Raw genomic sequence first — 24,787 nt, forward strand, 5'->3', positions numbered from 1 at the left:
CTGGCCGGCGGGGGAATTCCATTCCTCCGCCGTTACCAGACTTTTCCGAGTGGGCCGCGCAGCAGGTCAGCGAACTAACCGCACATCACACTAGACCGCATAGCCCGGGTTCTTGCTGTCCAGCAGCCGGGTCAGGGCCGGCCAGGTCAGGGCGGCGGCCTTGCCCAGGGACTGGGACTGCTCACGGGTGGTCTCGATGGCTTCCTGTGATGGCAGGCAATAGGGTGTGGGCGTTCTTACCTGGATCTCGCAGGCCTTCATCAGGAAGTAGAGATAAGTGAAGCACTCCGGCACCGAGCTGCCCGCAGTGAGGATGCCGTGGTTGCGCAGCATCAGCATGTTCTTGTCACCGATATCCCGGATCAGGCGTTCCCGCTCGTCGAGGTTCAGGGCCACCCCCTCATAGTCATGGTAGGCCAGGTGATCCAGGCACAGCATCGCGGTCTGGCTCAGGGGCAACAGGCCGTCCTTGTGGGCGGACACGGCAACACTGTCGGCGGCGTGTACGTGCATTACCGCGTGGGCGTTGTCCCGGCCCATGTGCACGGCACTGTGAATAGTGAACCCTGCCGGGTTGACCCGCTCAAGACCGCCGGCCTGAACCACCTGGCCCTCCTGGTCCACCTTGACCAGGGATGACGCGGTGATTTCATGGAACAGCAGGCCATAGGGGTTGATCAGGAAGCGGTGCTCCGGCCCGGGCACCCGTGCCGACAGGTGGGTGAAGACCAGGTCGTCCCAGCCAAACAGGGCGACCAGCCGATAGGCGGCGGCCAGTTCGGTGCGGACCTTCCACTCGGCCTTCTTCAGGTCGGTTGACTCCATGTCATTGGAGCCAGTGATGTTGGAGGCATTCATAGGGCGTTATCCTCTTGTTGTTGATCTCATCAGGTGGGGGTAAAGGACAGTCTAGTCCTTTTCCGGGGGATTCGGATAGGTGCCTAAGTGACCAGGCGGTTCTCCATAAAAAAGGGGCGGCCTTTGTAGGGCCGCCCCGAACGCTCTCCGACTGGAGGAGAGACCCGACAGGTTCTTTTACCGCAGAGTCCTAGCCGGCCTGCAGCAGGGAGGCGTAGCGCTCCAGATGGAAGTCATCGTCGCCCAGTTGGTGACCGATCATGACCAGGCGCTTGGCGTAGTGCGCGAAGCTGTATTCCCAGGTCATGCCGATACCGCCGTGGGACTGGATGCCCTTCTCGGAGATGAACTGACCGGCACGGTTGATCACGTTCTTGGCGGCGGCCAGGGTACGGCGACGCTCATCGCTCTGCTCGTCGTCGGCAACGCTGGCGGCCAGGATGGCCATGGAGCGGGCCTGTTCCAGCTCGGACATCATGTCCACCATGCGGTGCTGCAATACCTGGAACTTGCCGATGGGTACACCGAACTGCTTGCGCTGCTTCAGGTACTCCAGGGTCAGTTCGTTGGCTTCTTCCATGCAGCCCACGGCCTCGGCACACAGGGCGGCGATGGCGCGGCCGGTCTGGTATTCGATGACGTCAGCGGCCTTGCCTTCCTCGCCCAGCAGGGCATCGGCGCCCACCTTGACGTTGTTCAGGAACACATCGCAGCCCTTGGCGCCGTCAATGGTCGGGTAGCTACGACGCTCAACGCCCTCGGCGTTGGGATCGACCGCGAACAGGCTGATGCCATCGGCATCGCGCACGTCACCGGAGGTGCGGGCAGACACGATGATCAGGTCGGCACAGTGGCCGCCGATCACCACGGCCTTGCGACCGTTCAGGGTGTAGCCGTCGCCGGATTTCTCGGCTTTGGTGCTCACTTCGTTCTGGTTGTAGAACGCCTGCGGCTCCTGCAGACCAACGGCAACCTTGGTTTCGCCGGTGGCAACACCCGAAAGGTACTGTTCCTGCTGCTCGGCATTACCAGCCTGGCTGAGGATGCCACCGCCCAGTACCACGGATTGCAGGTACGGCTCCAGGCACAGGCCCCGGCCCAGCTCGGTCATGACGGACTGGATCTCGACGCCGCCACCACCGAAGCCACCCAGCTCTTCGGAGAAGGGGACGGCGGTCAGGCCCAGCTCACCCAGTTGCTTCCAGAAATCCTCGCTGAAGCCCAGCTCGGTTTCGCTGAATTCAAGACGCTTTTCAAAGCTGTACTCACCGCGGACCAGGCGCGCCACGGTGTCCTGCAACATCTGTTGCTCTTCGCTAAGAGTGAAGTCCATGGTCGCCTCCTTAAAGTCCCAGAATCATTTTGGATACGATGTTCTTCTGGATCTCGTTGGATCCGCCGAAAATCGACAGCTTGCGGTTGTTGAAGTACTGAGCGGAGAGCGGCGAGGCGTTCTCGTCGGACAGGAACTCGCCTTCGTAATCGAGGCTCATTTCCTCTTCAACAAACGGGATGGCGTAGGGACCAATGGCACGGCGGGCCAGATCGTTGATGGCCTGACGGATCTCGGTACCCTTCACTTTCAGCATGGAGCTTTCGGCGCCGGGCACACCGCCGCCTTCAACGGCTGCGATGATTCGCAGGTTGCTGATGGTGGCGGCCATCAGGTCAATTTCCACCTCGGCGATACGCTGGCTGAAGGTGGGATCTTCCAGCAGCGGCTTGCCGTTCTTCAGGCGGCGGGAGGCCAGCTGCTTGAGATGGGTCAGGGCCGCCTTGGACAGGCCGATGCCGGCCAGGCCGGTACGCTCATAGGTGAGCAGGTACTTGGCGTAGGTCCAGCCCTTGTCTTCCTCGCCGATCAGGTTCTCGACGGGAACCTTCACGTCCTGGAAGAAGACTTCGTTGACTTCGTGCTCACCGTCCAGGGTGATGATCGGGCGGACGCTGATGCCCGGGGTGTCCATGTCGATCAGCAGGAAGGAGATACCTTCCTGGGCCTTCACCTCGGTGTTGGTGCGCACCAGGCAGAAGATCATGTTGGCGTGCTGGCCCAGGGTGGTCCAGGTCTTCTGGCCGTTAACGATGTAGTGGTCGCCTTCACGGACCGCGCGGGTCTTCAGGGAGGCCAGGTCGGAACCGGCGCCGGGTTCGGAGTAGCCCTGGCACCACCAGTGCTCACCGCTGAGGATCTTGGGCAGGTAGTGCTGCTTCTGTTCCTCGGAGCCGAACTTGATCATGACCGGGGCGACCATGTTGACGCCGAACGGGATGGTGCGGGGTACGCCGTAGGCACAGGATTCCTCATCCCAGATGTGCTTCTGAACCGGAGTCCATTTCACACCGCCGTATTCCTCGGGCCAGTGGGTGGCGTACCAGCCCTGGGCACTGAGGATCTTCTGCCAGCGCTGGTGGTCTTCCTTGGTCAACTTGCGGAAGCCCTTGACCTTGGCAGCGATGTCGGCCGGCAGTTTCTCATCCAGAAAAGCCCGCACTTCGTCGCGGAAGGCGAGCTCTTCAGCCGTGTAGTTCATGTTCATGAATCAACCTCTCGGTTCGTCCTAGCGAAAACATATACCGCATAGCAGAATATAACTATGATGGAGGAAGGCCATTGACGTGTCAATTCCCCGGGATTTCCATCCGGGGCGGGCCGTGCCTCTCAGGTACGTCTGTTCCAACCCCTGCCACAGGCCGGTTCGGGTCCGCCGGGGGGTGTGATGGCACCTGGCTGGCGGAAAAGGTGGACCGCACAGCGGAACACGGGGGTCGAAAGCGGTGTTACTTTAATGCAGGTGCCCGTCGGGCACAAATTGATCAGGTCAATAAGTCTAGCGGAAGGACAGGGATAATGCCCGCCGGCGGCGCGGGGCGCATCAGGAGGGGCATGAAAAAACAGGGCCCGCAGGCCCTGTTTTCGGGTTCCGGTCGACGGTGGGCGTTACTTGAACGCCTGCAGACCGGTCTGGCCACGACCCAGGATCAGGGCGTGGACATCGTGGGTGCCTTCGTAGGTGTTGACGGCTTCCAGGTTCATGACGTGACGGATCACGTGGTATTCGTCGGAAATACCGTTGCCGCCGTGCATGTCCCGGGCGACCCGGGCGATATCCAGGGCCTTGCCGCAGTTGTTGCGCTTGAGCAGCGACACGGAATCCGGCGTGGCCTCGCCGGCATCCATCATCCGGCCCAACTGCAGCACGGCCTGCAGGCCCAGGGTGATCTCGGTCTGCATGTCCACCAGTTTCTTCTGGATCAGCTGGTTGGCCGCCAGGGGCTTGCCGAACTGCTTGCGTTCCAGGGTGTAGTTGAGGGCGGCGTGCCAGCAGAACTCGGCGGCACCCAGGGAGCCCCAACTGATGCCGTAGCGGGCCTTGGTCAGGCAGCTCAGCGGACCTTTCAGGCCTTCCACGTCCAGCTTGTTCTCTTCCGGTACAAACACCTCGTCCATGAAGATGGAGCCGGTCTCGGAGGCGCGCAGGGAGAATTTGCCTTCGATCTTCGGGGTATCCAGGCCCTTGGCGCCTTCCCGTTCGATGATGAAGCCGGTGATCTTGTCGTCCAGCTTGCCCCAGACCACGCAGACATCGGCGATGGGGGAGTTGGTGATCCAGGTCTTGGAACCGCTGACCAGGTAGCCGCCATCAACGCGCTTGGCACGGGTTTCCATGCCGCCGGGATCGGAGCCGTGGTTGGGTTCGGTCAGGCCGAAGCAGCCCACCCACTCGCCGGAGGCCAGCTTGGGCAGGATGCGCTTCTTGGTCTCTTCCTTGGCGTAGGAGAAGATCGGGTACATCACCAGGGAGGACTGTACGCTCAGGGCGGAACGGTAGGCGGAGTCCACACGTTCAACCTCGCGGGCGATCAGGCCATAGCACACATGGTTCAGGCCCGGGCCGCCGTACTCTTCCGGCAGGGTGGCGCCCAGCATACCCAGCTCGCCCATTTCATTGAAGATGCTGCGGTCGAACTTCTCGTGGCGGTTGGCCTCGATGATGCCCGGCATCAGTCGCTGGTCGCAGAAGCTGCGGATGCTGTCGCGAACCTGGCGTTCGGTTTCGTCGAGCTGCTTGTCGAACTGAAGCAGATCATCCCAGGGAGCGGAAGCCATAGTGTGTCTCCTGAAAATCGTACTGGCGGTGTCGACTATCGGCACCGCCCTGGTTGGGGGTTGGCCGGATAGTCCAGGGTACGGACGTCCGGCCGGTTATGATCAGTCCCTGAAACGCTCGATGACGGCGGCAATCCCCTGGCCTACGCCAATGCACATGCTGACCAGGGCGTAACGGCCCTCCATGCGCTCAAGCTGACGGGTCGCCGTCAGGGCGATCCGGGCACCAGAGGCACCCAGCGGGTGACCCACGGCAATGGCGCCGCCGTTGGGGTTCAGGCGCGAGTCGGTCTGGTCGATACCCAGTCTGGTCGTGCAGCCAAGAACCTGGGCGGCGAACGCCTCGTTGATCTCGATCACGTCCATATCGTTGATGGACAGGCCGGCGCGGGCCAGGGCCTTCTCGCTGGCGGGTACCGGACCATAGCCCATGACCCGGGGTTCGACGCCAGCGATGGCGGCGGACACGATGCGGGCCCGGGGCTTGATGCCCGCTTTCTCACCGGCTTCCAGGGAGCCGATGATCAGGGCGGCGGCACCGTCGTTGACGCCGGAGGCGTTGCCGGCGGTGACCACGCCACCTTCAAACAGTGGGCGCAGGTTGGACAGGGCGGCCACATCGGACTGCGGGCGCGGGTGCTCGTCCTGGTCCACGGTGACCGGTGGTTTCTTGCGGCCCTGGGGCACTTCGATGCCGAGGATTTCCTCGTCGTAGAAGCCGAGCTTGCGGGCGGCCTCGTAACGGGCCTGGCTCTGGGCGGCAAATTCGTCCACCTTGTCACGGCTCAGGCCCAGGTCGGCCGCGATGTTGTCGGCGGTCTGGGGCATGGTGTCGTTGCCGAACTCCGCCTCGACCCGCGGGTTGGGGAAGCGGGCGCCGATGGTGCTGTCGAACATGCGGAAGTCCCGGGAATAGGGGGCTTCGCTCTTGGCCATGACAAACGGGGCGCGGCTCATGCTTTCGGAGCCACCAGCGATGAACAGGTCGCCTTCGCCACAACGAACTGCGCGGGAGGCGTCGATGATGGCCGCCAGGCCGGAACCACACAGGCGGTTGACCGTCAGGCCGGCGGTTTCCACCGGCAGGCCTGCCATCAGGCCGGCATGGCGGGCAATGTTGCGGGCGTCTTCACCGGCCTGGTTGGTACAGCCGGCAATCACGTCTTCGTAAGCGCTGCGCTCGAAACCGTTGCGCTCGATCACGGCCTTGATGACGCTGGCCAGCAGGTCGTCCGGTCGTACCTTGGCCAGGGCGCCGGCGTGGCGTCCGAAAGGTGTCCTCAAGCCGTCGTAGATATAGGCGCTCATGTTCTCTCCTGTGCTTGTGATCCTCGGGAGGGTTCGCCCTCCCGGTCTTGGATAAATCGTTTTACGGCCTGCCAATGATAACGGAAAATGCGCGCCGCTTGTTTCGACAAAAATGATCAGGTAGTTTCATTAAGCGAAACTTAATTTTATCCAAACGTCAGGGTGGCTAAAGATTAATCCGGCCAATGCGCAATTGCAAGCCGTCCGGAGCCCGTTATCCTGCCACCCCGAGCATCAGGAATCCGTCACCGTCCATGACCCGTTACCTGCTTTCCCTGGCCGTGGTGATCGAGCTGCTGGCTCTGGTTACCTCGGTCCGTTTATTCAGTATAGTCGCCGGCTGCCTGTTTCTGGGCTATTTCGCCCTGTTCCTTCCCCGTATCAGTCCCTATGCCCGCGGGTTGCTGCTGGGGACCCTGGCGTTGGTGGCCGGGCTGGCGGCGGGCGGCTACCTGGACCGGGCAGGGTTGCTGGACGCGGCGGCATCGGCGGGCTTCTACGGGGCCTTCCTTGGTAGTCTGGGCATGATGCAGTGCCTGGTGCGCCGCTTCGAGGTGTTGCGCAGGATCCACGACGTTTTGCTGGGCGGCGCGCCGATGCTGCTCTATCCGAAATACGCGGTGACCACCCTGAGCATCGCCTCGGTGCTCAATTTTGGCGTGATGAGTCTGCTCTGCGGAACACTCACCCAGACCCTGGACGAGCGCAATATCCACGGCGAATCCCGCCTGAACTGGATCCGCAGCGTGCTGATCAGCGCCCTGCGGGGGTTCTCGCTGGTGCCACTGGTGGCGCCCACCAGCGTGGCGGTGGCGATCATAACCCGGGAAGTGCCGGCGATCTCCTGGTCCCAGTTGCTGCCCTATGGGCTGGTAGCCTCGATGCTGCTGATCGGCGTCGGCTGGGTACTGGAGCAGAGGCGTTTCCGTAAGGTGAGCGAGGAGCGGGTGAAACTTGAGGGCTGGCCCCAGGGTTCGAAAACCCTGATCCTGGTGGTCGCGCTGATCCTGGGCAGCATGGCAACGCTGGTGTACACCGCCGGCTTCAATGTCTCCCGGGCGGCGATGATCGCGGTACCGGCGGTGACCATCCTTTATATGCTGTGGTGTGAGCGGCGACCGTTGGCGGTGTTCCGTGAGGCCACGGAGAACGTCGCCTCCATGAGTAACGAGATGTCGATCTTCGCTTCGTCGGCGTGCCTGGGGGTTGCGTTGATCACGCTGGTACCGGAAGACCTGGTGTCCAGTATGGCCGCGCAGGAGGCCGGGACCTACCTGGTGGCGGTGGCCGGTTTGCTGATCCTGCCGTTGCTGTCCGCGGTCGGGCTGATCCCCATTACGTCCCTGAGCATCCTCGGCGGCCTGTTGCCCCAGCTGGATGCCGTCGGCATGGACATCCTGCCCATCGCCGTGGCGCTGGTGATCGGGTTCTCCCTGGCCATGATGCTGGCGCCCATGGGGCCGGCGGTGACCCTGCTGGCGCGATTTGGCCGGGTGTCGCAACTGAAGGTGGCCTTCGGCTGGAACGGTCTGTTCGTGGCGGCATCGCTGCCACTGCTGCTGGTGTTCCTGGCGTTGCTGGTCTGACCGTCACCGGTCATCCGCCGATAGACTCCCGGGCTTGCAGGTCCCCCGATTGAGCGCAGGGCGGGATTTTGAGACCTGGTACCATTGACCGACCCGGAACAACACGGGAATATGGGCCTGCTTCTCCTTAAAGGGACACAAAGGGACGGATCAGCCTCCTGCCGAGGCTGGCCAACAGGAGTTCAGGGATGACACCAGCAACGCCTGCCAATGGGGCACCACCGGTGCCCATCCAAAAAAACTTGCCAGCCTGTCTCCCGCCTGCCGGGTCCCTTTGTCATGTGTGGTCAACCTGGGGTGAATATGCTGTCCATCAGCCGTGTTCCAGTCGTCATCGGTGTTCTTCTTGTACTTGTGATCAGTGAGGTATCTGCGGGGATGTTTGGGTTCGCGAAAAAAACCGAGGTTCATCTTTCGCCGGAGGTAAACGGCATAGTAATGCTGAATGGAAACCCGGTTGCGGGCGCGCAGGTGGTCCGAACGCTGGACTATGACCAGGAGTACAGGGAAGAGACTGTCACGGGCGAGGACGGGACTTTTCACTTTCCTGAGAAAAATATCCAATCCACCAGGCCAAACAAGCTAATGGACGAGACAAGAGTCCGGCAGATTGTCACCGTCAATTTCCAGGGAGAGAAGTACCTGTTGTGGTACGCCACACCGGGCACGATTCATTGGCGGACGGGCATCGCCAACAGGCTGTCCTCCATGCGGTGCGAGTTGACCAACCCGGAAATAGAACAGGGGTTCGAGAATATCGAAAAGCCGCAATTTGCACACAGCACGTTTAGCGTTTGTCGATGGGATAATGAGCAATAAAGACGAGAGGGAACTATGACTCCAATATCTCCAAGGATGGCTTCTGAGTTTGCGGAAACGGTTTACGATGTTATTGAGCCTGGAAGCGAAGGTATTGTCAGGCTTAATACTTATGGCATGGAATTTCCAGATTTCTTCGATGTGAACTTATCTGGGGGCCCGATTATGGGAAAAACCGGTGGGCTTTTCGGTTTGTTCAGGGAGGCTACAGGGTTCGCTTTTGTCGCCCACGGGAAAGGCAAGTTCCAAGGCCATCATGTCATAGCTCTGAGGGGAACCCGATTTATCAATGACTGGATGACGAATGGAAATATCGGTTTTTCATCCTCCGTTGGCGGTTCATACGTTCATACGGGCTTTAACGAAACGTTTGAGAGTATGAAAGCTCCATTGGAAAAGCTTTTGAGCCCGCTTTTTACAGGCCGAAACATACAAGGAATTCATTGCGTAGGGCATAGCTTGGGTGGCGCCTTGGCTGCGTTGACGGCGGAGTGGATCAGGCATCGGTACCGGAAAAGGGTTCAGCTATACACATTTGGTGCACCGCGTGTTGGTATGAAGGGGTTTGCGACCCAATCATCATTCGGAGAGAGCAAAATCTACCGTTGTACTCACGGGGCAGATCCAGTACCCAAGGTTCCGTTATGGCCCTTCATGCACGCACCAGTGGATGGGATTGAGTACCGGTTGGATGGAAGTGAAGGACTCTCCAAAGAGGCCCACATAATGGGGCAGGATGGCGAACCTGGATACCGGAATACCGCAAACTCCAGTGACTGGAAAATGCTCCACCAGAAGTCCACCGACTTTCTGAACACTCCGGTGCGACTGGACTATGAACGTCGACACGAAGCGTCCTTTTCCAACTATTGGGCGGAAAAGCTTGGCGCTGCATTGGTGACTTTGTTGAAGGACGCTGGGTACTATGCAGCGGTGCTAGCTCAGGCTGCGATAAGCACTGCCCTGACATTCTACGACTTGCTCGCTCGCACATTGGAAGAGATCGCCAAAGCTTCAAACTCGTTTGCCGATCAGACACGTGGATTGCTTGGTCATATGTTGGCTTTTGCCAAAGTAACTGTGACTACCGTCGTTGAGATGACTTTCAGTTTTATCCGTTGGGTTTTTGATCAGACCACGAGTGCTTTGCACAGTGTAGTGAGACAAGCGGTCGAACGCACATGATTGGTTTCAGATACGAAGCAATGCTGGCTTGGATGAGCAGTTTGGCTTTACTGCTGGTATCGCTGTTTTCAACTTCCGTTGGTGCTGCAGGACTCTGGGACTACATTCGCAAGAGTCACTACGAGCTATTTCCGGAAGTGAACGGAACTCTCACAATCAGCGGCGTACCGATGGAAGGGCTTACGGTTGTTCAGGAGGCGCACCTTGAGGATACGGAAGTGCGTAAGACCAAAACGGATGTGAACGGACAGTTTTCTTTCCCTGAGTGGGAAATATACAGTCGGCACCCTGGCCTCCCTCTCTCGGAGATACGACTGTTCCAGATCATGACGGTTCAGTACCAGGGAAAGCAGTATATGCTTTGGCACCATGTGACAGGCGGTTTCAAAGGTGCAGAGATGATTACGGAGGTTCTGGCCGACATGCGTTGCGACCTGTTCGAGCCAGAGGCCCAAATAGGGTTCCCTGATGTTGAGCATCCGAGTTTTGAGCACGCGGTATTCTCCGTGTGTCGCTGGCCTGACAATACAACCTATCTCTTCCTTCGCGATGAGCAGGATTGAGGGAACGCCCGCTCTCCCATTCCCCTGTCACCCTGCTAAGCTAAACGGACTGCAGTCACACTGACCGTGCAACGGAGGCACCATGAGGCGAGTGGTCTTTAACCAGAAAGGTGGCGTTGGTAAATCCAGTATTGCGTGTAATCTGGCAGCGATTGCTGCGTCGAAGGGCAAGCGGGCGCTGGTGGTGGATCTGGACCCCCAGGGCAATTCCACACTGTACCTGCTGGGCAGGTCCCCCGAGGGCCTGAAGGATACCGTGGCGGATCTGCTGGAGCAGACGGTGACCTTTACCGTGTTCAACCGGCCACCGGAGGAATTCGTCCACGAGACCCGTTTCCCGGGGTTGTCGGTGATGCCGGCCAGCCCAGAGCTGGAGTTCCTGGAGCGCAAGCTGGAAGCCAAGCACAAGATCTACAAGCTGCGGGAGGCGCTGAAGAAGCTGGAGGACGAGTTCGACGAGATCTACATCGACACCGCCCCCTCCATGAACTTTTACGCCCGCGCCGCCCTGGTGGCGGCGGACCGTTGCCTGATCCCCTTCGACTGCGACGATTTCTCCCGGCAGGCCCTGTACAACACCCTTAACGAAATCGGTGACCTGCGGGAAGACCACAACGAGACCCTGGTGGTGGAGGGCATCATCGCCAACCAGTTCCAGCCCCGGGCCAGGCTGCCCCAGCAGGTGATCCAGGAGCTGATGGACGAAGGCCTGCCGGTATCGCCCATCCGGCTGTCCAGCTCGGTGAAGATGAAGGAATCCCACCAGCGCCAGGAACCGCTGATCTACATGGCGCCCAGCCATGGCCTAACGGTCCAGTACTGCGACTTATACGACGCCCTGGCCCGGGAGCCGGTTTCGTCCAGTTAGGCGTTAATCCACAAGAATCTCTGGTACGGCGGATCGCGTCTCTTTGCCATCGGAAGTTGCCTCCCGGGCGGCCAGTGCCTGGATGAGGCTTCTGGCGATACCCAGATAGGCCCGGGCCAGGCTGCCTTCCGGCTCTTCAACCAGAACGGGGCGGCCTGAATCGGCCCCCTCCCGGATACGGATATCCAGCGGCAACCCGCCCAGCATCCGGGTGCCGGCGTCTTCCGCCATCCGCGCGGCGCCACCCTGACCGAAGATGTGTTCCTCGTGGCCGCACTGGCTGCAGATGTGGGTGCTCATATTCTCCACGATGCCCAGCACCGGCACGTCCACTTTTTCGAACATGGCCAGTCCCTTGCGGGCGTCCAGCAGAGCGATGTCCTGGGGCGTGGTGACGATGACGGCACCGGAGACGGGGATCTTCTGGGCCATGGTCAGGTGGATGTCGCCGGTGCCCGGGGGCAGGTCGACGATCAGGTAGTCGAGGTCATCCCAGCGGGTCTCATAGACCAGTTGGCTGAGGGCCCGGGTCACCATGGGGCCGCGCCAGATCACCGGGGTGTCCTCGTCCATCAGGAAGCCGATGGACATGGTCTGGATGCCGTGGCCCGTCAGCGGCTCCAGTTTGCCATCCCGGGTTTCCGGCTTCCCGGTGATGCCCAGCATGCGGGGCTGGCTGGGGCCGTACAGGTCGGCGTCCAGCATGCCGACCCGGGCGCCTTCGGCCTTAAGGGCCAGGGCGAGGTTGGTGGCGGTGGTGGACTTGCCGACGCCGCCCTTGCCGGAGGCGATGGCAATCAGGTGCTTCACGCCGGGCACCGAGGGGCGCGTCGGGGCCCCGGCATCGCGCCGGGGCATGTTGATCACGGAACTGGTCATGGGGTTGCTCCTGTTGGCTGGCCTATTTTTCCACGAAGGCCCGTTCGATCACGTAGTCCCCCGGTTCGCCCTGTTGTGGCGAACCCTGGAAGCCCAGGTCATCGAGCATGGTGGTGAGGGAGTCCAGCATCGCCGGGCTGCCGCAGAGCATGACCCGGTCGGTCTCCGGGTTGAGCTGGGGCAGACCCAGGTCGTCGGCCAGCTTGCCGTTCTCGATGAGCGTGGTGATGCGGCCCTGGGTGCGGAAAGGTTCGCGGGTCACGGTGGGGTAGTACACCAGCTTGTCGCGGATGTACTCGCCCAGGAACTCGTGGTTGGGCAGCTCTTCGTTCAGGTAGTCGTGGTAGGCCAGTTCGCTCACTTCCCGCACGCAATGCACCAGGATCACCTTATCGAAGCGGTCGTAGGCTTCCGGGTCGCGGATGATGCTCATGAACGGCGCCAGCCCGGTGCCGGTGCCAAACAGGTACAGGTGCTTGCTGGGGTTGAGGTCGTGCATCACCAGGGTGCCCACGGGCTTGCGGCTGATGAACAGGTCGTCGCCCTCCTTCAGGTGCTGCAGGCGCGAGGTCAGCGGCCCGTCCGGCACCTTGATGCTGAGGAACTCCAGGTACTCGTCATGGTTGGCGCTGGCGATGCTGTAGGCCCGTAGCAGAGGCTTGCCGTCCACCGGTAGGCCGATCATCACGAAGTGGCCGTTTTCGAACCGCAGGCTCTGGTCCCGGGTGGTGCGGAAACTGAACAGGGTGTCGTTCCAGTGATGGACGCTGATAACGCTTTCTTTTCCCAATGCAGCCATGGTGTCGTCTCCTTGATTAACAGGTTTTGGGTCAGGGTTGATCAGGTTGAATAGAGGGTCAGGGTGGTCATGGCGGCGACCACCAGCAGCCCGCTGAGGCTTGCCAGTAGGGCCATGGGGCGCCAGCCCTGGGCGATGATGGCGCCGAGGCTGGTACGCATACCCAGCGCCGCCATCACCACCAGCAGGCAGGCGCCGGAGGCGGTCACCAGCAACTGGCGGAGTTCCTCCGGCAGCCAGCCCAGGCTGTTCAGGGCGAACAGGGCCACGAACCCCAGCAGGAACCAGGGATGATCAGCGGGTCCCGAGCTGCGGTCGTTCAGCAGCGCGCCCAGCAGCAGGATCAGTGGCGCCAGCAGGGCGACCCGCAGCAGTTTGGTGAGGGTAGCGATGTCACCGGCGCTGTCGGATACGAGGTAACCAGCACCGGCGGCCTGGGCCACGTCGTGAATGCTCGCGCCCAGTAACAGGCCGGTGTGAAGCTCGCTGAATCCCAGCCCTGAGAACAGCGGCGGAAGCAGCAGCATGGACACGGTGCCCAGCCCGGTAACACCGACGACCACGCCCAGCAGTCGACGCTCCTCAAGTCTTCCCTGAGGGATCACCGCGGCCACGGCGACCGCCGCCGACACACCACAAATGGCCACGGCAACCCCGGCCACCAGGCTCTGCATGCGGGGCAGGTTCAGCCAGTGCCCCAGCAGCAGGGCGCTGCCGATGGTCAGCGGCACGCAGGTCAGCACCACCAACAGGGGCAGGCTGCCCACGGCCATCAGTTGTTCTGCGCCGATACGGGCGCCAAGCAGGGCAACGCCCAGGCGCAGGATGGGCCGGGCACAGAAATCCACCCCCGGCCGCAGGCGCTCGTCACTCGCCTGGCTGGCAAAGCCGAAGCCCAGCAGGAGCACCAGTACCAGTGCGGGGGCGCCGTAGTGCTCCGCCAGGAAGCTCCCGGCCAGGGCGACCACCACACACAGGGCCGCCCCCGGGTAACGCCGCTTCAGTGGCAATGCCCACGGGTGCTCCAGGGCGCGCGGGTTGGTGTTCATGACACCTGCTCACACAGCTGGCGTAGGTAGGACCAGGGGTAGAGCCCCCGGTTGTGGCCGTCGCTGAAGTGGAACTGCATGGCACTGACCCCGTGCACGTTCAGGTTGTCGATGCCGATGTCCGCGTCGATCAGGCTGATGGCCCCCTTCTGGCGGGCATTGGTGCAGCCGGAACAGGCGCAGGACTTGCGCAGGGTCAGGCAGCTCAGTCGGCTTTCAAGGCCGTCCGGCCAGGTGATCTCCACCACTTTCTGTTGGCGGCGCAGGCGGATCTGGCTCGGTGGTTCCGTGGGTGTGTGGGCAGACGGTTGGGCATGGGCTTCGGCGGTCATGGGTCACTCCGTTAACTTGGGTATTCGTTTCGTCGAACTGAGGGCCAGAGTCGGCGCTTCCGGTAGCTGTACCGTGTGCGTGGGCATCTCCAGTGGCCGGGCGCTGCTCTGGCTGGCGGTCATGAGCGCAACCATTACCGCCAGCGTCTTCAAACTCGTTATGACAAGTTGAGTCACGGCTTACCTCTCGAGGTACTGGAGCTTGTTTCCCTGATCAATCCACTGCTCGGCTTCCGGCAGCGGGCTCCCCACTTCGCTGATCACCGGCCATACCTGAGCCAGTTCGGCGTTCAGCTCGATAAAGTGGCGCTGGTCTTCCGGCAGGTCGGATTCTTCGTAAATTGCTTCCGCCGGGCATTCGGTGACGCACAGGCTGCAGTCGATGCAGGTTTCCGGGTTGATCACCAGGAAGTTGGGGCCTTCGTGAAAACAGTCGGCCGGGCACACATCCACGCAGTCGGTGTACTTGCAGCGGATGCAGTTTTCGGTGACAACAAAGGTCATGGGTTCTCTCCTTTGCAGAGACAGCCAGTGGCCGCCCCGACCAGACCCAAAGGACCCGGTCAGGGCAGGTGCTCAGGCTGCGTTGTCCAGTTTCGACATGGCCCAGCGGGCCAGCTTGCGAACATCCGGGTCCGGGTCATCCATGGCGGTCTGCACGAAGGGCAGGCCGTCGCTGTGGCCGATGGTGCCCAGGGCGCCAATGGCAGCCTTGCGCAGGTTGCTCATGGCATCCTGCGAACACTCGCCCAGTACCGGGATGGCCTGGACGGAGCCCAGCTTGCCCAGGGCATCCACGGCCTTTTCCCGCACCTGCCAGAGTTCGTCCCGGGTGGCGGCCATCAGCGCCGGTACTGCCGCCTGGTGATCCAGTTTGCCGATGCTGTTGGCGGCCTCGCAGCGCACCTGCCAGTGCTCATCGGTGAGCAGGCCGATCAGGGCCTGTCCCACCTGCTGCGGGCTGGCGTAGACCAGGGCACCGGTGGCGGCCCGGCGCACTTCCGGGTCTTCGTCCCGTTGTGCCGTTTCCACCAGGGCGGGCAGGTTTTCCGTCTGCTTCAGCCAGCCGAGTACCCCGACGGCTTCCCGGCGCACATGGGGATCGTCCTCGCCCAGACGTTTCAGGGCCGGGCGCTGGGACTGCGGATGACGCAGCGGTTTCAGTGCCCGCAGGATGCCCGCCACCACAAAACCGTCGGTGCTGTTTTCCAGGGCCTCCAGCAGCGGCTCCGCCACCGCCGGGTCCTTCAGGTCCGCCAGGGCATGGGCGGCGGCGTTGCGCACCACCTCGTCGTTGTCGCCCAACGCCGAAATCAGGGCGTCGGCCATGTCCTCGGCTTCGAACTCGTCCACCACCTTGGCGGCTTCCTGGCGCACGGCGGTGTCGCTGTCCCGCAGGGCGAGCAGCAGCAGTTCCACCGCCTCCGGCTCGCCGGAATCCACCAGGTCGAGCACGCCAACGCGGCGGATGCCGGGGTCATCGGAAGCCAGTTTGACGGCGATGGCCTGCAGTTCGGGGTCGTCGTAGGTCTTCATGGCTCACCTCAGCTCAGCAGGTAGGGAATGTTGACGGTGACGGCGTCCGTGGGGCAGTCCGCCTCGCAGGGCATGCAGTACCAGCACTCGTCGTATTTCATGTGGGCCTTGCCGGTGTCCTCGTTGATCCACAGGACATCCAGGGGGCACACGTCGATGCACACGGTGCAGCCCTTGTCGGCGATGCACTTGTCTTCGTCCACGACAACCGGGACGGTGGAATGGTGATTGGCGATAGGCATGGTCGTTTCCTCTCTCGGTTCTTGAATGTGGAAGCCGTTATGAATCAGGCGTTGGCGGCTTTCTTTACCCGCAGCTTGTTGTAGGCGTCCTTCTCTTCACCCAGGGGCACGATGTAGTCGGCAATGGGCCGTTTGCCGCTGGCCATGTTGCCGTTCTCGTCCTTGTACAGGCGGGTGTGGCAGAACCAGTCCTCGTTGTTCTGTTCCGGGCAGTCGACGCGGTAGTGGTAGAGGCCCCAGCGGGACTCGGTGCGGTACAGGGAGGCCCGGGCGGCCATTTCGGCGCAGTCGATGATGGACTGCACTTCCATGGCCCGGAGCAGCTCGTGGGGATCCCGGGCGCAGAGCTTGTCGACGTCCTTGCGGACATTGAGGATGCGTTCCAGGCCGATCTCCATCTTCTTGGTGACCTTGGGGGGCTGCAGGTAGTCGTTCACCAGCCGGCGTACCTTGTATTCCATCTGCTCCGGCGGGATGCCGTCGGTGCGTTTCATGGGTGCCTGGATGCGCTCAAGTTCCTCGGCAATAAAGGCTTCGTCCAGTTTTACCTCGCCCCGGGATTTGACGTACTCGGCGGCGCTTTCACCGCAGATCTGGCCGTACACGAAGGCGCCCAGCATGTAGTTGTGGGGCACGCTGGCCATGTCCCCCGCGCCATAGAGGCCGGGCACGGTGGTGGCACCGGTCTCGTCGGTCCACACGCCGGAAGCGGAGTGGCCGGAGCAGAAGCCGATCTCGGAGATGTGCATTTCCACCATGCGCTGGCGATAGTTCACCTCGCGGCCCTCATGGAAGCGGCCACGGCTGGGGCGCTCGTTGGTGTGCAACACGGTCTCGATTTCCTGGATGGTCTCCTCCGCCAGGTGGTCCAGCTTGAGGAACACCGGGCCGGTGCCGGATTCCAGTTCCTTGAAGAACTCCAGCATCATCTGGCCGGACCAGTAGTCGCACTCGATGAAGCGCTCACCGAAGGCGTTGGCGGTGAAGCCACCCAGCGGACCGGTCACATAGGCGCAGGCGGGACCGTTGTAGTCCTTGAGCAGCGGGTTCACCTGGTAGCATTCCAGGTTCGCCAGGTCGGCGCCGGCGTGGTAGGCCATGGCATGGCCGTCGCCGTTGTTGGCCGGGTTCTCGTAGGTGCCGAACAGGTAGCCGGAGGTGGGCAGACCAATTCGTCCGGCGGCGCCAGTGGCCATGATCACCGCCTTGGCGCGGATGATGATGGGTTCGGCGGTGCGGGTGTTCACCCCGATCATGCCGGCGATGTTGCCATCCGGGTCCTTCAGCAGCCGGGTGGCGGTGTAGCGGTTCTCGATCTGCACCCGGTTACGACGCAGGCGGCGGTACAGGATCTTCTTGACGTTATGGCCTTCCGGCATGGGCAGCACGTAGGTGCCCAGGTGGTGCACCTTCTTCATGTCGTAGTCGCCGGTTTCGTCCTTCTGGAAGTGCACGCCCCAGGAGTCCAGCTTCTCGATCATCGGGAAGGACCGGGTGGCATAGGCCATCAGTGCCGGTTGGTGGACGACCCCATCGTTGGCGATGGTGATCTCCTTGACGTACTGCTCCGGGGTGGCGTGGCCGGGCACCACGGCGTTGTTGAGGCCGTCCATGCCCATGGAGATGGCGCCGGAACGCTTGACGTTGGCCTTCTCCAGCAGCATCACGCTCAGGTTCGGGTCCTGCTCCTTGGCGGTGACGGCAGCCATGGGTCCGGCCGTGCCACCGCCGATAACCAGTACGTCGGTGTCGATTACGGGAATGTCGTTGATCTTCATCAGGTGCTCCTATTTCCGGTCGATCCGGAATTGGTATTTGAAGGAATCGCCGCGATAGCAGAGGTATTCGAAGTCGATGGGCCGGCCGTCCCGGTTGTGGGTGAGGCGTTCCACCCGCAGCAGGGCGTCGCCGGCCCGGAGGTTGAGGTATTGCTGGGCCTCGTCGTCCGCCAGGATGGCGTCCAGGCTGATATCGGCGCCGCCCAGGGGCAGGCCGAACAGGTTCTCCAGCATCGGGAAGATGTCCCCGGACAGGTCCAGGCCGAACATCTGCCGGCCCACGTCCATGGGGAAGTAGCTGTTCTCCACGCACACCGGCTCCCGGTTCAGGTAGCGCACACGCTTGACCTCCACCACCTCATCGCCGGGGTGCAGGTCCAGGGCCGCGACCACCGCCTTGGGGGCCTTCATCTGCTGGATGCTCAACACCCGGGCGGACGCCTCGTAGCCCTGGGCGGCCATGGCCTCGCCAAAGCCTTCCAGGCGCTGCACGTTCTGCACCGCCTTGGGCTTGCTGACGAAGGTGCCCTTGCCCTGGGCGGAGAACACCAGACCCTCGTTGTGCAGGTCCCGCAGGGCCTGGCGGATGGTGATCCGGGACACGCCAAAGGTCTTCATCATGGCGTTCTCGGAGGGCAGCCGTTCGTGGACCTGGTATTGCCCCTCGAGGATCTGTCGCCGCAGGCTGTCGCGGATCTGCACGTACAACGGCAGCGGCGAATGGCCCGCCATCAATTGGGTGGCGTTGTTCATGGGGTGCCCTCCGTCTTGTTATGACAGGTCATGGCGAGTGCAGGTGAAGTCGGGGATGAATGGCTCATGGTTCACCCGACCCTGTTCTGCTGTTCGAACGCGTTGAGGGTTTCCTGGCGGATCAGGTCCAGGCACTGTCGCTTGAGCTCCATGAATTCCGGTGTGGTAATGAGGGACTGTTCCCGGGGACGGGGCAGCTCCACGGGGATATCGGCAATGATCCGGCCGGGGGTGGCGCTCATCACCACGATGCGATCGGACAGGAACACCGCCTCGTCGATGTCGTGGGTCACGAACACCACGGTGTTGTGGAACTCGCTCCAGATCTCCAGCAGGTTTTCCTGCATCATGGTGCGGGTCTGGGCATCCAGCGCCCCGAACGGCTCGTCCATCAGCAACACGCTGGGGTAGTTGGCCAGCGCCCGGGCAATGCCCACCCGTTGCTGCATGCCACCGGACAGGGTGTTGGGGTAGGCGTTCTCGAACGCCGCCAGGCCCACCAGTGACAGGAAGGTACGGGCAATACTGTCCGCTTCCCGGCGGCTGGTGCCGGCCATCAGTGGGCCGAAAGCCACGTTTTCCATCACCGTCTTCCAGGGGAACAGGGAATGCTGCTGGAACACCATGCCCCGGTCCGGCCCCGGTTGCGTGACCGGTTTGCCATCCACGGTGACCTCACCACGACTGGGTTTCACGAATCCCGCCACGGTATTCATCAGGGTGGACTTGCCGCAGCCGGAGGGGCCCAGCAGACACAGGAACTCGCCGGGGCGTACGGTCAGGTCAGCACTCTGCACGGCAATGTGGGGACCGCTGGCGGTGTCGAACACGATGTCCACATCCCGCATCGAGATGCGTCCCCGGTCCTCACCGGCTTTGTTGCCCTTGCCCCGCAGGCGGCTGTGATCCAGCACGGCCAGGCGGTTGTCGTTCATCACGGCTGCATCACTCATGACTGACCTCCCTTGGCCTGCCACTTCAGCAGCGGGTTGCAGGCCTTGCGCACGAGCAGGGTGCACAGGGTGCCGAGGCCACCGATGACGAGCATGCCGATGATGATCTGCGGGTACTGGATCAGGGTGTAGGAGTTCCAGGTGTAGTAGCCGATGCCGTACTGGCCGCTGATGATTTCCCCGGCCAGCAGGGAGAACCAGGCCACGCCCATACCGATGGCCAGGCCCGCCACGATGGACGGCATGGCCCCGGGCAGCACCACATGCCACAGGATGGCTCGGTTGCTGGCCCCCAAGCTGCGGGCCGCGCGGATCAGGGTGGCGTTGGTCTGCTCCACGCCGTGGGTGGTGTTCAGCACGATCGGGAACAGGGCCCCCAGGAAGGTGATGAAGATGATGCTGGCCTGCTCGGTGGGCAGCATCAGGATCGCCAGGGGAATCCAGGCCACGGCGGGAATGGGCCGCAGCAACTCGATGTAGGGCAGGATAATGTCCTCCGCCCAGCGGGAGCGGCCCATGGCCACGCCCAGCACCACGCCGAGTACCACTGCCAGACCGTAGGCGATGGCCACCCGCTGCATGCTGTGCAGGATGTGCAAGTAGAATTCCTGGCCGGTCAGTTCCGTCATCAGGGCGGAGCCGACGGCGGTGGGGGCGGGAATGTTGTTGAAATTGATGTAGAAGTCGAAGCCGTTGTCGGAGGCCACCTGCCAGAAAACCACCGCCGCGATGAGGGCGGCCACCCTGACCAGATAGCGGCTGCCGGTGGCTTTGAACCAGAGCCCGGCCGGGGACGGACGTCCCGTTGCCGCAGGCGTATTGGCGGCGGGCGGGGGGCTTGCCGAACCCGTTACCGGCGAAGCGGGCACCGCCTGTTCGGCGGTCTCCGGCTCCGTGGTTTTCAGTGCTGCGTTGCTCTTGCTGTCCATTGTCTGCTCCTCGGACCTTGCCGGGCGGCTACAGGGGCAGCCGCCCGGGCTCGGGTCAGTCAGCCATGGCGACGGCGTTATCGCGGGTGATCAGGGTGCCGCCGTTCTCAGCGATGTAATTGTCGGAATCGGCTTTCTTGAGGAAGGCCACCACCTCGCCATCGGTGCCCTCCACCAGGTAGGCCGCCTTGCCGAACAGCTTCAGGCCGGTGAGGTTGTCGTAGACATAGGTGGCGTTGATGGCTTCCCCGGCGTCCGCCTGGGCGGCCAGCATGTCGGCCACGGTGTCGTAGGTGACGATGCCCTTGTCCGCGAACCAGATTTCGGCGGGCGCGAAGTCGGGATTGTTGGGCTGGGTGTCCACCACGGTGCCCACCAGGGCGTCGTAGTCCATGTCCATGGTGGCGTAGGCGTTACGCAGGTAGCTGTCGTCGATCCAGCGGTCGAAGGCCAGGTCTGGAATGCCCACTTCCCGCTGCAGCAGGGCGTGGTCGTATTCCAGGGCGTCGATCCATTCCTGCTTGACGCTGGCCTCGAAGGTGGTGATGCCGCCCTGGCTGAAGTAGAGGTAGAGCACTTCCTTTTCCACGCCGGTCCATTCGGATACCTTCACCGCCGCGTTCATGGGGTCGTCCTGGATCCACTGCTGGGCTTCCAGGGTGGCGGTCAGGTAACCCTCCACCACTTCCGGGTACTCGTCGGCAAAGTCCTTGCGCACCACGGTGCCGTGGAACGTGGGGATCTCCGCCTCGCTGCCGTCGTAGATCTTGCGGCCGGTTTCCCGGTATTCCATGATCTCCGACCAGGGGCAGAAGTCCGCGTGCGCGTCGATGCGCCCCGCCTCAATGTTGGCCGCGCCCACCGGCGGGCTCTGGTTGACGATCTGCACCTTGTCGCTGAGCCCCGCCTCGCTCAGGGCTTTCAGGGTCATGCCCCAGGCGGCGCTACCTACCGGCACGGAAAGCTGCTTGCCTTCCAGGTCCGCCAGGCTCTGGGCGTCGGAGTCGATGGGGACCACGATGCCGTTACCAGTGCCCCGCAGGTTGTAGCCGGTGACGGCGATAAAACGGGTTTCCTGCTTGCCGGTTTCCTGGAACTTGGCGCCGTTGACGATCAGGGGATAGTCCCCCATCACGCCGAAGTCCAGCTTGCCGGCCAGCATCTGGTTGGTGATGGGCGGTCCGGAGTCGTAGTCCCGGTAGACGATCTCGTAATCGACGTCTTCGTACTTGCCGGTGGTGGGGAGGTGCTTCTCCAGCAGCTCCAGCTTTTCAAGAATGATGCCGCCAGGGATGGTGTTGGTGACCATGCTCTGGTGGCCGATACCGACGCGGATGGTGTCTGCCGATGCGCTGGCCGCGAGGAGCGTCAGCGAACTGCACAGCGTGAGTGTTGCCAGTTTTTTTGAGTCTCTCATCGTTCTAGCCTTCCCGGTTGGTCCACTTGTACTAACAGGTCATGATGCCTGTGGTAGGTGTTGCAGCCGGCGTGCCAGGAAGATAAGGAAAGGTTTTAACCCGATGTTTTACAGGGCTATTCGGGAAAGGGCGGGAACGGAAAGGTGAGAAAATGAACAGTGTTCATCGCGCCCGCCTTTGGTGCGAAGGGTGAATTTCGGTTCCAGGGGGGCGCAGGCGATTTTGCGGCGGCTATAACAAGTAGTGCAAGTCGTTGGCTGCCTATCCTGTTACTGGCCGGACGACTGATCTGCCATCAGGCGCGAACGATTCTCCTCCGCTCTTTCCCTGAGAAAATCCCACGTCACCCGCATACGGGCAATGTGCCGCAGTTCCTCCGGCATCAGCATCCAGAAGGTGCGGATAAAGCGGATCTGGTCCGGCAGGACCACTTCCAGGCGGTCGTCGATGTCGGCGGAGAAGGCCGGCAGTATGCCGATGCCGGCGCCGGTGGCGATGGCTTCCTGCTGGGCCAGTACGCTGGTGCTGCGGATATTCACTTCGCCGGAGCCGGCGATTTCGTCCAGGAACAGCAGCTCGCGGCTGAATACCATGTCGTCCACATAGCTGACAAACCGGTGTTTGCCGAGCTGGTTGCGCTGGCGGATGGGGCCGTGTTCCTCCAGGTAGTCGCGGCTGGCGTAGAGCCGGAGCACATAGTCGGTGAGTTTGGTGACGATAAAGGGGCCGCGCTCCGGGCGCTCCAGGGTGATGACGATGTCCGCTTCGTGGCGGGACAGTCGCAGGGCCCTTGGCATGGCCAGCAGGTCGAGATGCAGGTGGGGATAGCGGCGGGTCAGGTGCCCCAGTTCCCGCCCCAGCATGATGGTGCCGTAGCCTTCGGTGGCACCGATGCGCACCTGGCCGGAGAGCTGTTCGTCCGCCTCCGGCAGGCTCTGTTCGATGCGCACGCTGGCGCTTTCCATCTGCTCCACCTGGGGCAATAGCTGGCGGCCGGCCTCGGTGAGGCTGTAGCCGGTCTGCTCGCGGATAAACAGGGTCATGCCCAGCCTTTTTTCCAGGGCGTGGATACGGCGGGAGACCGTGGTGTGGTCCACGCCCATGCGGCGGGCGGCGGCGGTGAGTTTGCCGGCGCGGCTCAGTTCCAGGAAGAACTTCAGGTCGTCCCAGTTCATTATTTAATCGGCCTGTGCATATTTGCAGATCGGGGTTGCATTTAGCGCCATTGTAGCGTTTAAAAATGCACTGCTACTATCCGGTGATCGGTATTCATACAGAACCAACACAAGAACAACACCGGAGACAGCCCCATGAACGCACAGGTACCCACTATCAAACTGTTGATTGACGGTGAATTTGTCGAATCGAAGACCAGCGAGTGGCGGGACATCACCAACCCGGCCACCCAGGAGGTGCTGGCGAAGGTGCCCTTTGCCACCACGGAGGAACTGGACGCCGCCGTCAGTGCTGCCCGGGAAGCCTTCAAGAGCTGGCGCAAGACCCCCATCGGTGTCCGTTCCCGCATCTTCCTCAGATACCAGCAACTGATCCGCGACAACATGAAAGAGCTGGCGGGCATCCTCACCGCCGAGCAGGGCAAGACCCTGCCCGATGCCGAGGGGGATGTGTTCCGGGGCCTGGAAGTGGTGGAGCACGCTGCCGGCATCGGCACCCTGCAGATGGGGGAATACGCCAACAATGTGGCCGGCGATGTGGACACCTACACCCTGCGTCAGCCCCTGGGCGTGTGCGCCGGCATCACCCCGTTCAACTTTCCGGCGATGATTCCCCTGTGGATGTTCCCCATGGCCATCGTCACCGGCAACACCTTTGTGCTCAAACCCTCGGAGCGGGACCCCATGGTCACCATGCGTCTGGTGGAGCTGGCGCTGGAGGCGGGCGTGCCCAAGGGCGTGCTGAACGTGGTCCATGGCGGCCCGGACATGGTGAACGGCATCTGCGATCACCCGGACATCAAGGCGGTGTCCTTCGTGGGCTCCACCCCGGTGGGCACCCATGTCTACAACCGCGCGTCCCAGGCGGGGAAGCGGGTGCAGTGCATGATGGGCGCCAAGAACCACGCCGTGGTGCTGCCCGATGCCAACAAGGAACAGACCCTCAACGCCCTGGTGGGCTCCTGCTTTGGCGCCGCCGGTCAGCGCTGCATGGCGGTGTCGGCCCTGGTGCTGGTGGGTGAGGCCCGCAACTGGCTGCCGGAACTGGCCCGCCGGGCGGAGAAGCTCAACGTCAATGCCGGTACCGAGGAAGGGACCGACGTAGGGCCGCTGATCACCCCGCAGGCGCTGGAGCGCGTGGAGGGCCTGGTGCAGAAGGGCATCAGCGAGGGCGCCAAGCTGGTGCTGGATGGCCGCGATCCCAACGTGCGGGGTTACGAGAAAGGCAACTTTATCGGGCCCACCCTGTTCTCCGGCGTCACCCCGGACATGGCCATCTACAGGGAAGAAATCTTCGGGCCGGTGCTGTGCGTGCTGGAGGCGGAAACCCTGGACGAGGCCATTGACCTGGTCAACGCCAACCCCAATGGCAACGGCACCGCCGTCTTCACCCGTTCCGGGGCCGCCGCTCACCGTTTCCAGGAGCATATCGATGTGGGTCAGGTGGGCATCAACGTGCCCATTCCGGTGCCCGTGCCCTACTTCTCCTTCACCGGTTCCCGGGGTTCCAAGCTGGGGGACCTGGGCCCCTACGGCAAGCAGGTGGTGCAGTTCTACACCCAGACCAAGACCGTCACCGCCCGCTGGTTCGACGAGGACGAGCAGGTGGGTTCCGTGAATACCACCATCAACCTGCGGTAAGCGAC

General features: G+C 62.4%; 24 protein-coding genes. 6 read left to right on the plus strand and 18 right to left on the minus strand.

What is annotated here, in order from left to right; translation table 11 throughout:
- Positions 1–90 precede the first annotated feature (90 nt).
- The 5 genes from RO069_RS03990 to RO069_RS04010 all read right to left on the minus strand — a co-directional run bounded on the left by RO069_RS03990 (position 91) and on the right by RO069_RS04010 (position 6,277).
- A complete protein-coding gene (locus RO069_RS03990) occupies positions 91–858 on the minus strand; it encodes a class II aldolase/adducin family protein (protein WP_328185435.1) in 768 nt (255 codons plus the stop codon).
- 190 nt (positions 859–1,048) lie between these two features.
- A complete protein-coding gene (locus RO069_RS03995; protein ID WP_328185436.1) occupies positions 1,049–2,191 on the minus strand; it encodes an acyl-CoA dehydrogenase family protein in 1,143 nt (380 codons plus the stop codon).
- A 10-nt stretch (positions 2,192–2,201) separates the two neighbouring features.
- Positions 2,202–3,398, minus strand: coding sequence for an acyl-CoA dehydrogenase family protein (locus RO069_RS04000; RefSeq protein WP_328185437.1), 1,197 nt, complete (start codon positions 3,396–3,398; stop codon positions 2,202–2,204).
- Between the two features lie 401 nt (positions 3,399–3,799).
- Positions 3,800–4,969, minus strand: coding sequence for an acyl-CoA dehydrogenase (locus RO069_RS04005; RefSeq protein ID WP_328185438.1), 1,170 nt, complete (start codon positions 4,967–4,969; stop codon positions 3,800–3,802).
- 102 nt (positions 4,970–5,071) lie between these two features.
- Positions 5,072–6,277: a 3-oxoadipyl-CoA thiolase gene (locus RO069_RS04010; RefSeq protein WP_328185439.1), complete on the minus strand. Its 1,206-nt coding sequence runs from the start codon at positions 6,275–6,277 to the stop codon at positions 5,072–5,074.
- 254 nt (positions 6,278–6,531) lie between these two features.
- Here RO069_RS04010 and RO069_RS04015 point away from each other — a divergent pair, with 254 nt between their 5' ends.
- From RO069_RS04015 to RO069_RS04035, 5 genes are all read left to right on the plus strand, one after another.
- On the plus strand, positions 6,532–7,863 hold the full coding sequence (locus RO069_RS04015) for a hypothetical protein (RefSeq protein WP_328185440.1): 1,332 nt from the start codon (positions 6,532–6,534) through the stop codon (positions 7,861–7,863).
- Positions 7,864–8,166: 303 nt separating this feature from the next.
- On the plus strand, positions 8,167–8,682 hold the full coding sequence (locus tag RO069_RS04020; RefSeq protein WP_328185441.1) for a DUF6795 domain-containing protein: 516 nt from the start codon (positions 8,167–8,169) through the stop codon (positions 8,680–8,682).
- Positions 8,683–8,697: 15 nt separating this feature from the next.
- Positions 8,698–9,867: a lipase family protein gene (locus RO069_RS04025; protein WP_328185442.1), complete on the plus strand. Its 1,170-nt coding sequence runs from the start codon at positions 8,698–8,700 to the stop codon at positions 9,865–9,867.
- Positions 9,864–10,430: a DUF6795 domain-containing protein gene (locus tag RO069_RS04030; protein ID WP_328185443.1), complete on the plus strand. Its 567-nt coding sequence runs from the start codon at positions 9,864–9,866 to the stop codon at positions 10,428–10,430. Before RO069_RS04025 ends, RO069_RS04030 begins: the two co-directional genes overlap by 4 nt.
- 82 nt (positions 10,431–10,512) lie before the next feature.
- Positions 10,513–11,298: a ParA family protein gene (locus RO069_RS04035; protein ID WP_328185444.1), complete on the plus strand. Its 786-nt coding sequence runs from the start codon at positions 10,513–10,515 to the stop codon at positions 11,296–11,298.
- A 3-nt stretch (positions 11,299–11,301) separates the two neighbouring features.
- Here the strand turns inward: RO069_RS04035 and apbC are convergent, their stop codons facing one another.
- The 13 genes from apbC to RO069_RS04100 all read right to left on the minus strand — a co-directional run bounded on the left by apbC (position 11,302) and on the right by RO069_RS04100 (position 23,141).
- Entirely contained in the window at positions 11,302–12,156 is an 855-nt protein-coding gene (gene apbC, locus RO069_RS04040) for an iron-sulfur cluster carrier protein ApbC (protein ID WP_442915331.1), read from the minus strand.
- A 43-nt stretch (positions 12,157–12,199) separates the two neighbouring features.
- Entirely contained in the window at positions 12,200–12,976 is a 777-nt protein-coding gene (locus RO069_RS04045) for a ferredoxin--NADP reductase (protein WP_328185445.1), read from the minus strand.
- Positions 12,977–13,017: 41 nt separating this feature from the next.
- Positions 13,018–14,025 carry a YeiH family protein gene (locus RO069_RS04050; protein ID WP_328185446.1) on the minus strand — a complete coding sequence of 336 codons (1,008 nt, stop codon included), beginning with the start codon at positions 14,023–14,025 and terminating at the stop codon, positions 13,018–13,020.
- Positions 14,022–14,357, minus strand: coding sequence for a DUF971 domain-containing protein (locus RO069_RS04055; RefSeq protein ID WP_328185447.1), 336 nt, complete (start codon positions 14,355–14,357; stop codon positions 14,022–14,024). The genes RO069_RS04050 and RO069_RS04055 overlap by 4 nt, the downstream gene beginning before the upstream one ends.
- Positions 14,358–14,537: 180 nt before the next feature.
- Positions 14,538–14,861: a ferredoxin FdxA gene (gene fdxA / locus RO069_RS04060; protein ID WP_328185448.1), complete on the minus strand. Its 324-nt coding sequence runs from the start codon at positions 14,859–14,861 to the stop codon at positions 14,538–14,540.
- A gap of 72 nt (positions 14,862–14,933) precedes the next feature.
- Positions 14,934–15,893 carry a HEAT repeat domain-containing protein gene (locus RO069_RS04065; protein ID WP_328185449.1) on the minus strand — a complete coding sequence of 320 codons (960 nt, stop codon included), beginning with the start codon at positions 15,891–15,893 and terminating at the stop codon, positions 14,934–14,936.
- An 8-nt stretch (positions 15,894–15,901) separates the two neighbouring features.
- Positions 15,902–16,135 carry a 4Fe-4S dicluster domain-containing protein gene (locus tag RO069_RS04070; RefSeq protein ID WP_328185450.1) on the minus strand — a complete coding sequence of 78 codons (234 nt, stop codon included), beginning with the start codon at positions 16,133–16,135 and terminating at the stop codon, positions 15,902–15,904.
- Positions 16,136–16,179: 44 nt separating this feature from the next.
- Complete coding sequence (locus tag RO069_RS04075) at positions 16,180–17,913, minus strand: fumarate reductase/succinate dehydrogenase flavoprotein subunit (protein WP_328185451.1); 1,734 nt, start codon at positions 17,911–17,913, stop codon at positions 16,180–16,182.
- 9 nt (positions 17,914–17,922) lie between these two features.
- Positions 17,923–18,666, minus strand: coding sequence for a GntR family transcriptional regulator (locus RO069_RS04080; protein ID WP_328185452.1), 744 nt, complete (start codon positions 18,664–18,666; stop codon positions 17,923–17,925).
- 71 nt (positions 18,667–18,737) lie between these two features.
- Complete coding sequence (locus RO069_RS04085) at positions 18,738–19,514, minus strand: ABC transporter ATP-binding protein (RefSeq protein ID WP_442915332.1); 777 nt, start codon at positions 19,512–19,514, stop codon at positions 18,738–18,740.
- A 101-nt stretch (positions 19,515–19,615) separates the two neighbouring features.
- On the minus strand, positions 19,616–20,548 hold the full coding sequence (locus RO069_RS04090) for an ABC transporter permease (protein WP_328185454.1): 933 nt from the start codon (positions 20,546–20,548) through the stop codon (positions 19,616–19,618).
- 55 nt (positions 20,549–20,603) lie between these two features.
- Positions 20,604–21,965, minus strand: a complete 1,362-nt coding sequence (locus tag RO069_RS04095; protein ID WP_328185455.1) for an ABC transporter substrate-binding protein — start codon at positions 21,963–21,965, stop codon at positions 20,604–20,606.
- Between the two features lie 270 nt (positions 21,966–22,235).
- Positions 22,236–23,141, minus strand: a complete 906-nt coding sequence (locus tag RO069_RS04100) for a LysR family transcriptional regulator (RefSeq protein ID WP_328185456.1) — start codon at positions 23,139–23,141, stop codon at positions 22,236–22,238.
- A gap of 135 nt (positions 23,142–23,276) precedes the next feature.
- On the opposite strand from RO069_RS04100, the gene RO069_RS04105 reads away from it, so the two are divergent.
- Positions 23,277–24,782 (plus strand): CoA-acylating methylmalonate-semialdehyde dehydrogenase, encoded by a 1,506-nt coding sequence (locus RO069_RS04105; RefSeq protein WP_328185457.1) that lies wholly within the window; start codon positions 23,277–23,279, stop codon positions 24,780–24,782.
- Positions 24,783–24,787: the final 5 nt, after the last annotated feature.

The sequence above is a fragment of the Marinobacter sp. OP 3.4 genome (assembly GCF_036224885.1).
Classification (GTDB): Bacteria; Pseudomonadota; Gammaproteobacteria; order Pseudomonadales; family Oleiphilaceae; genus Marinobacter.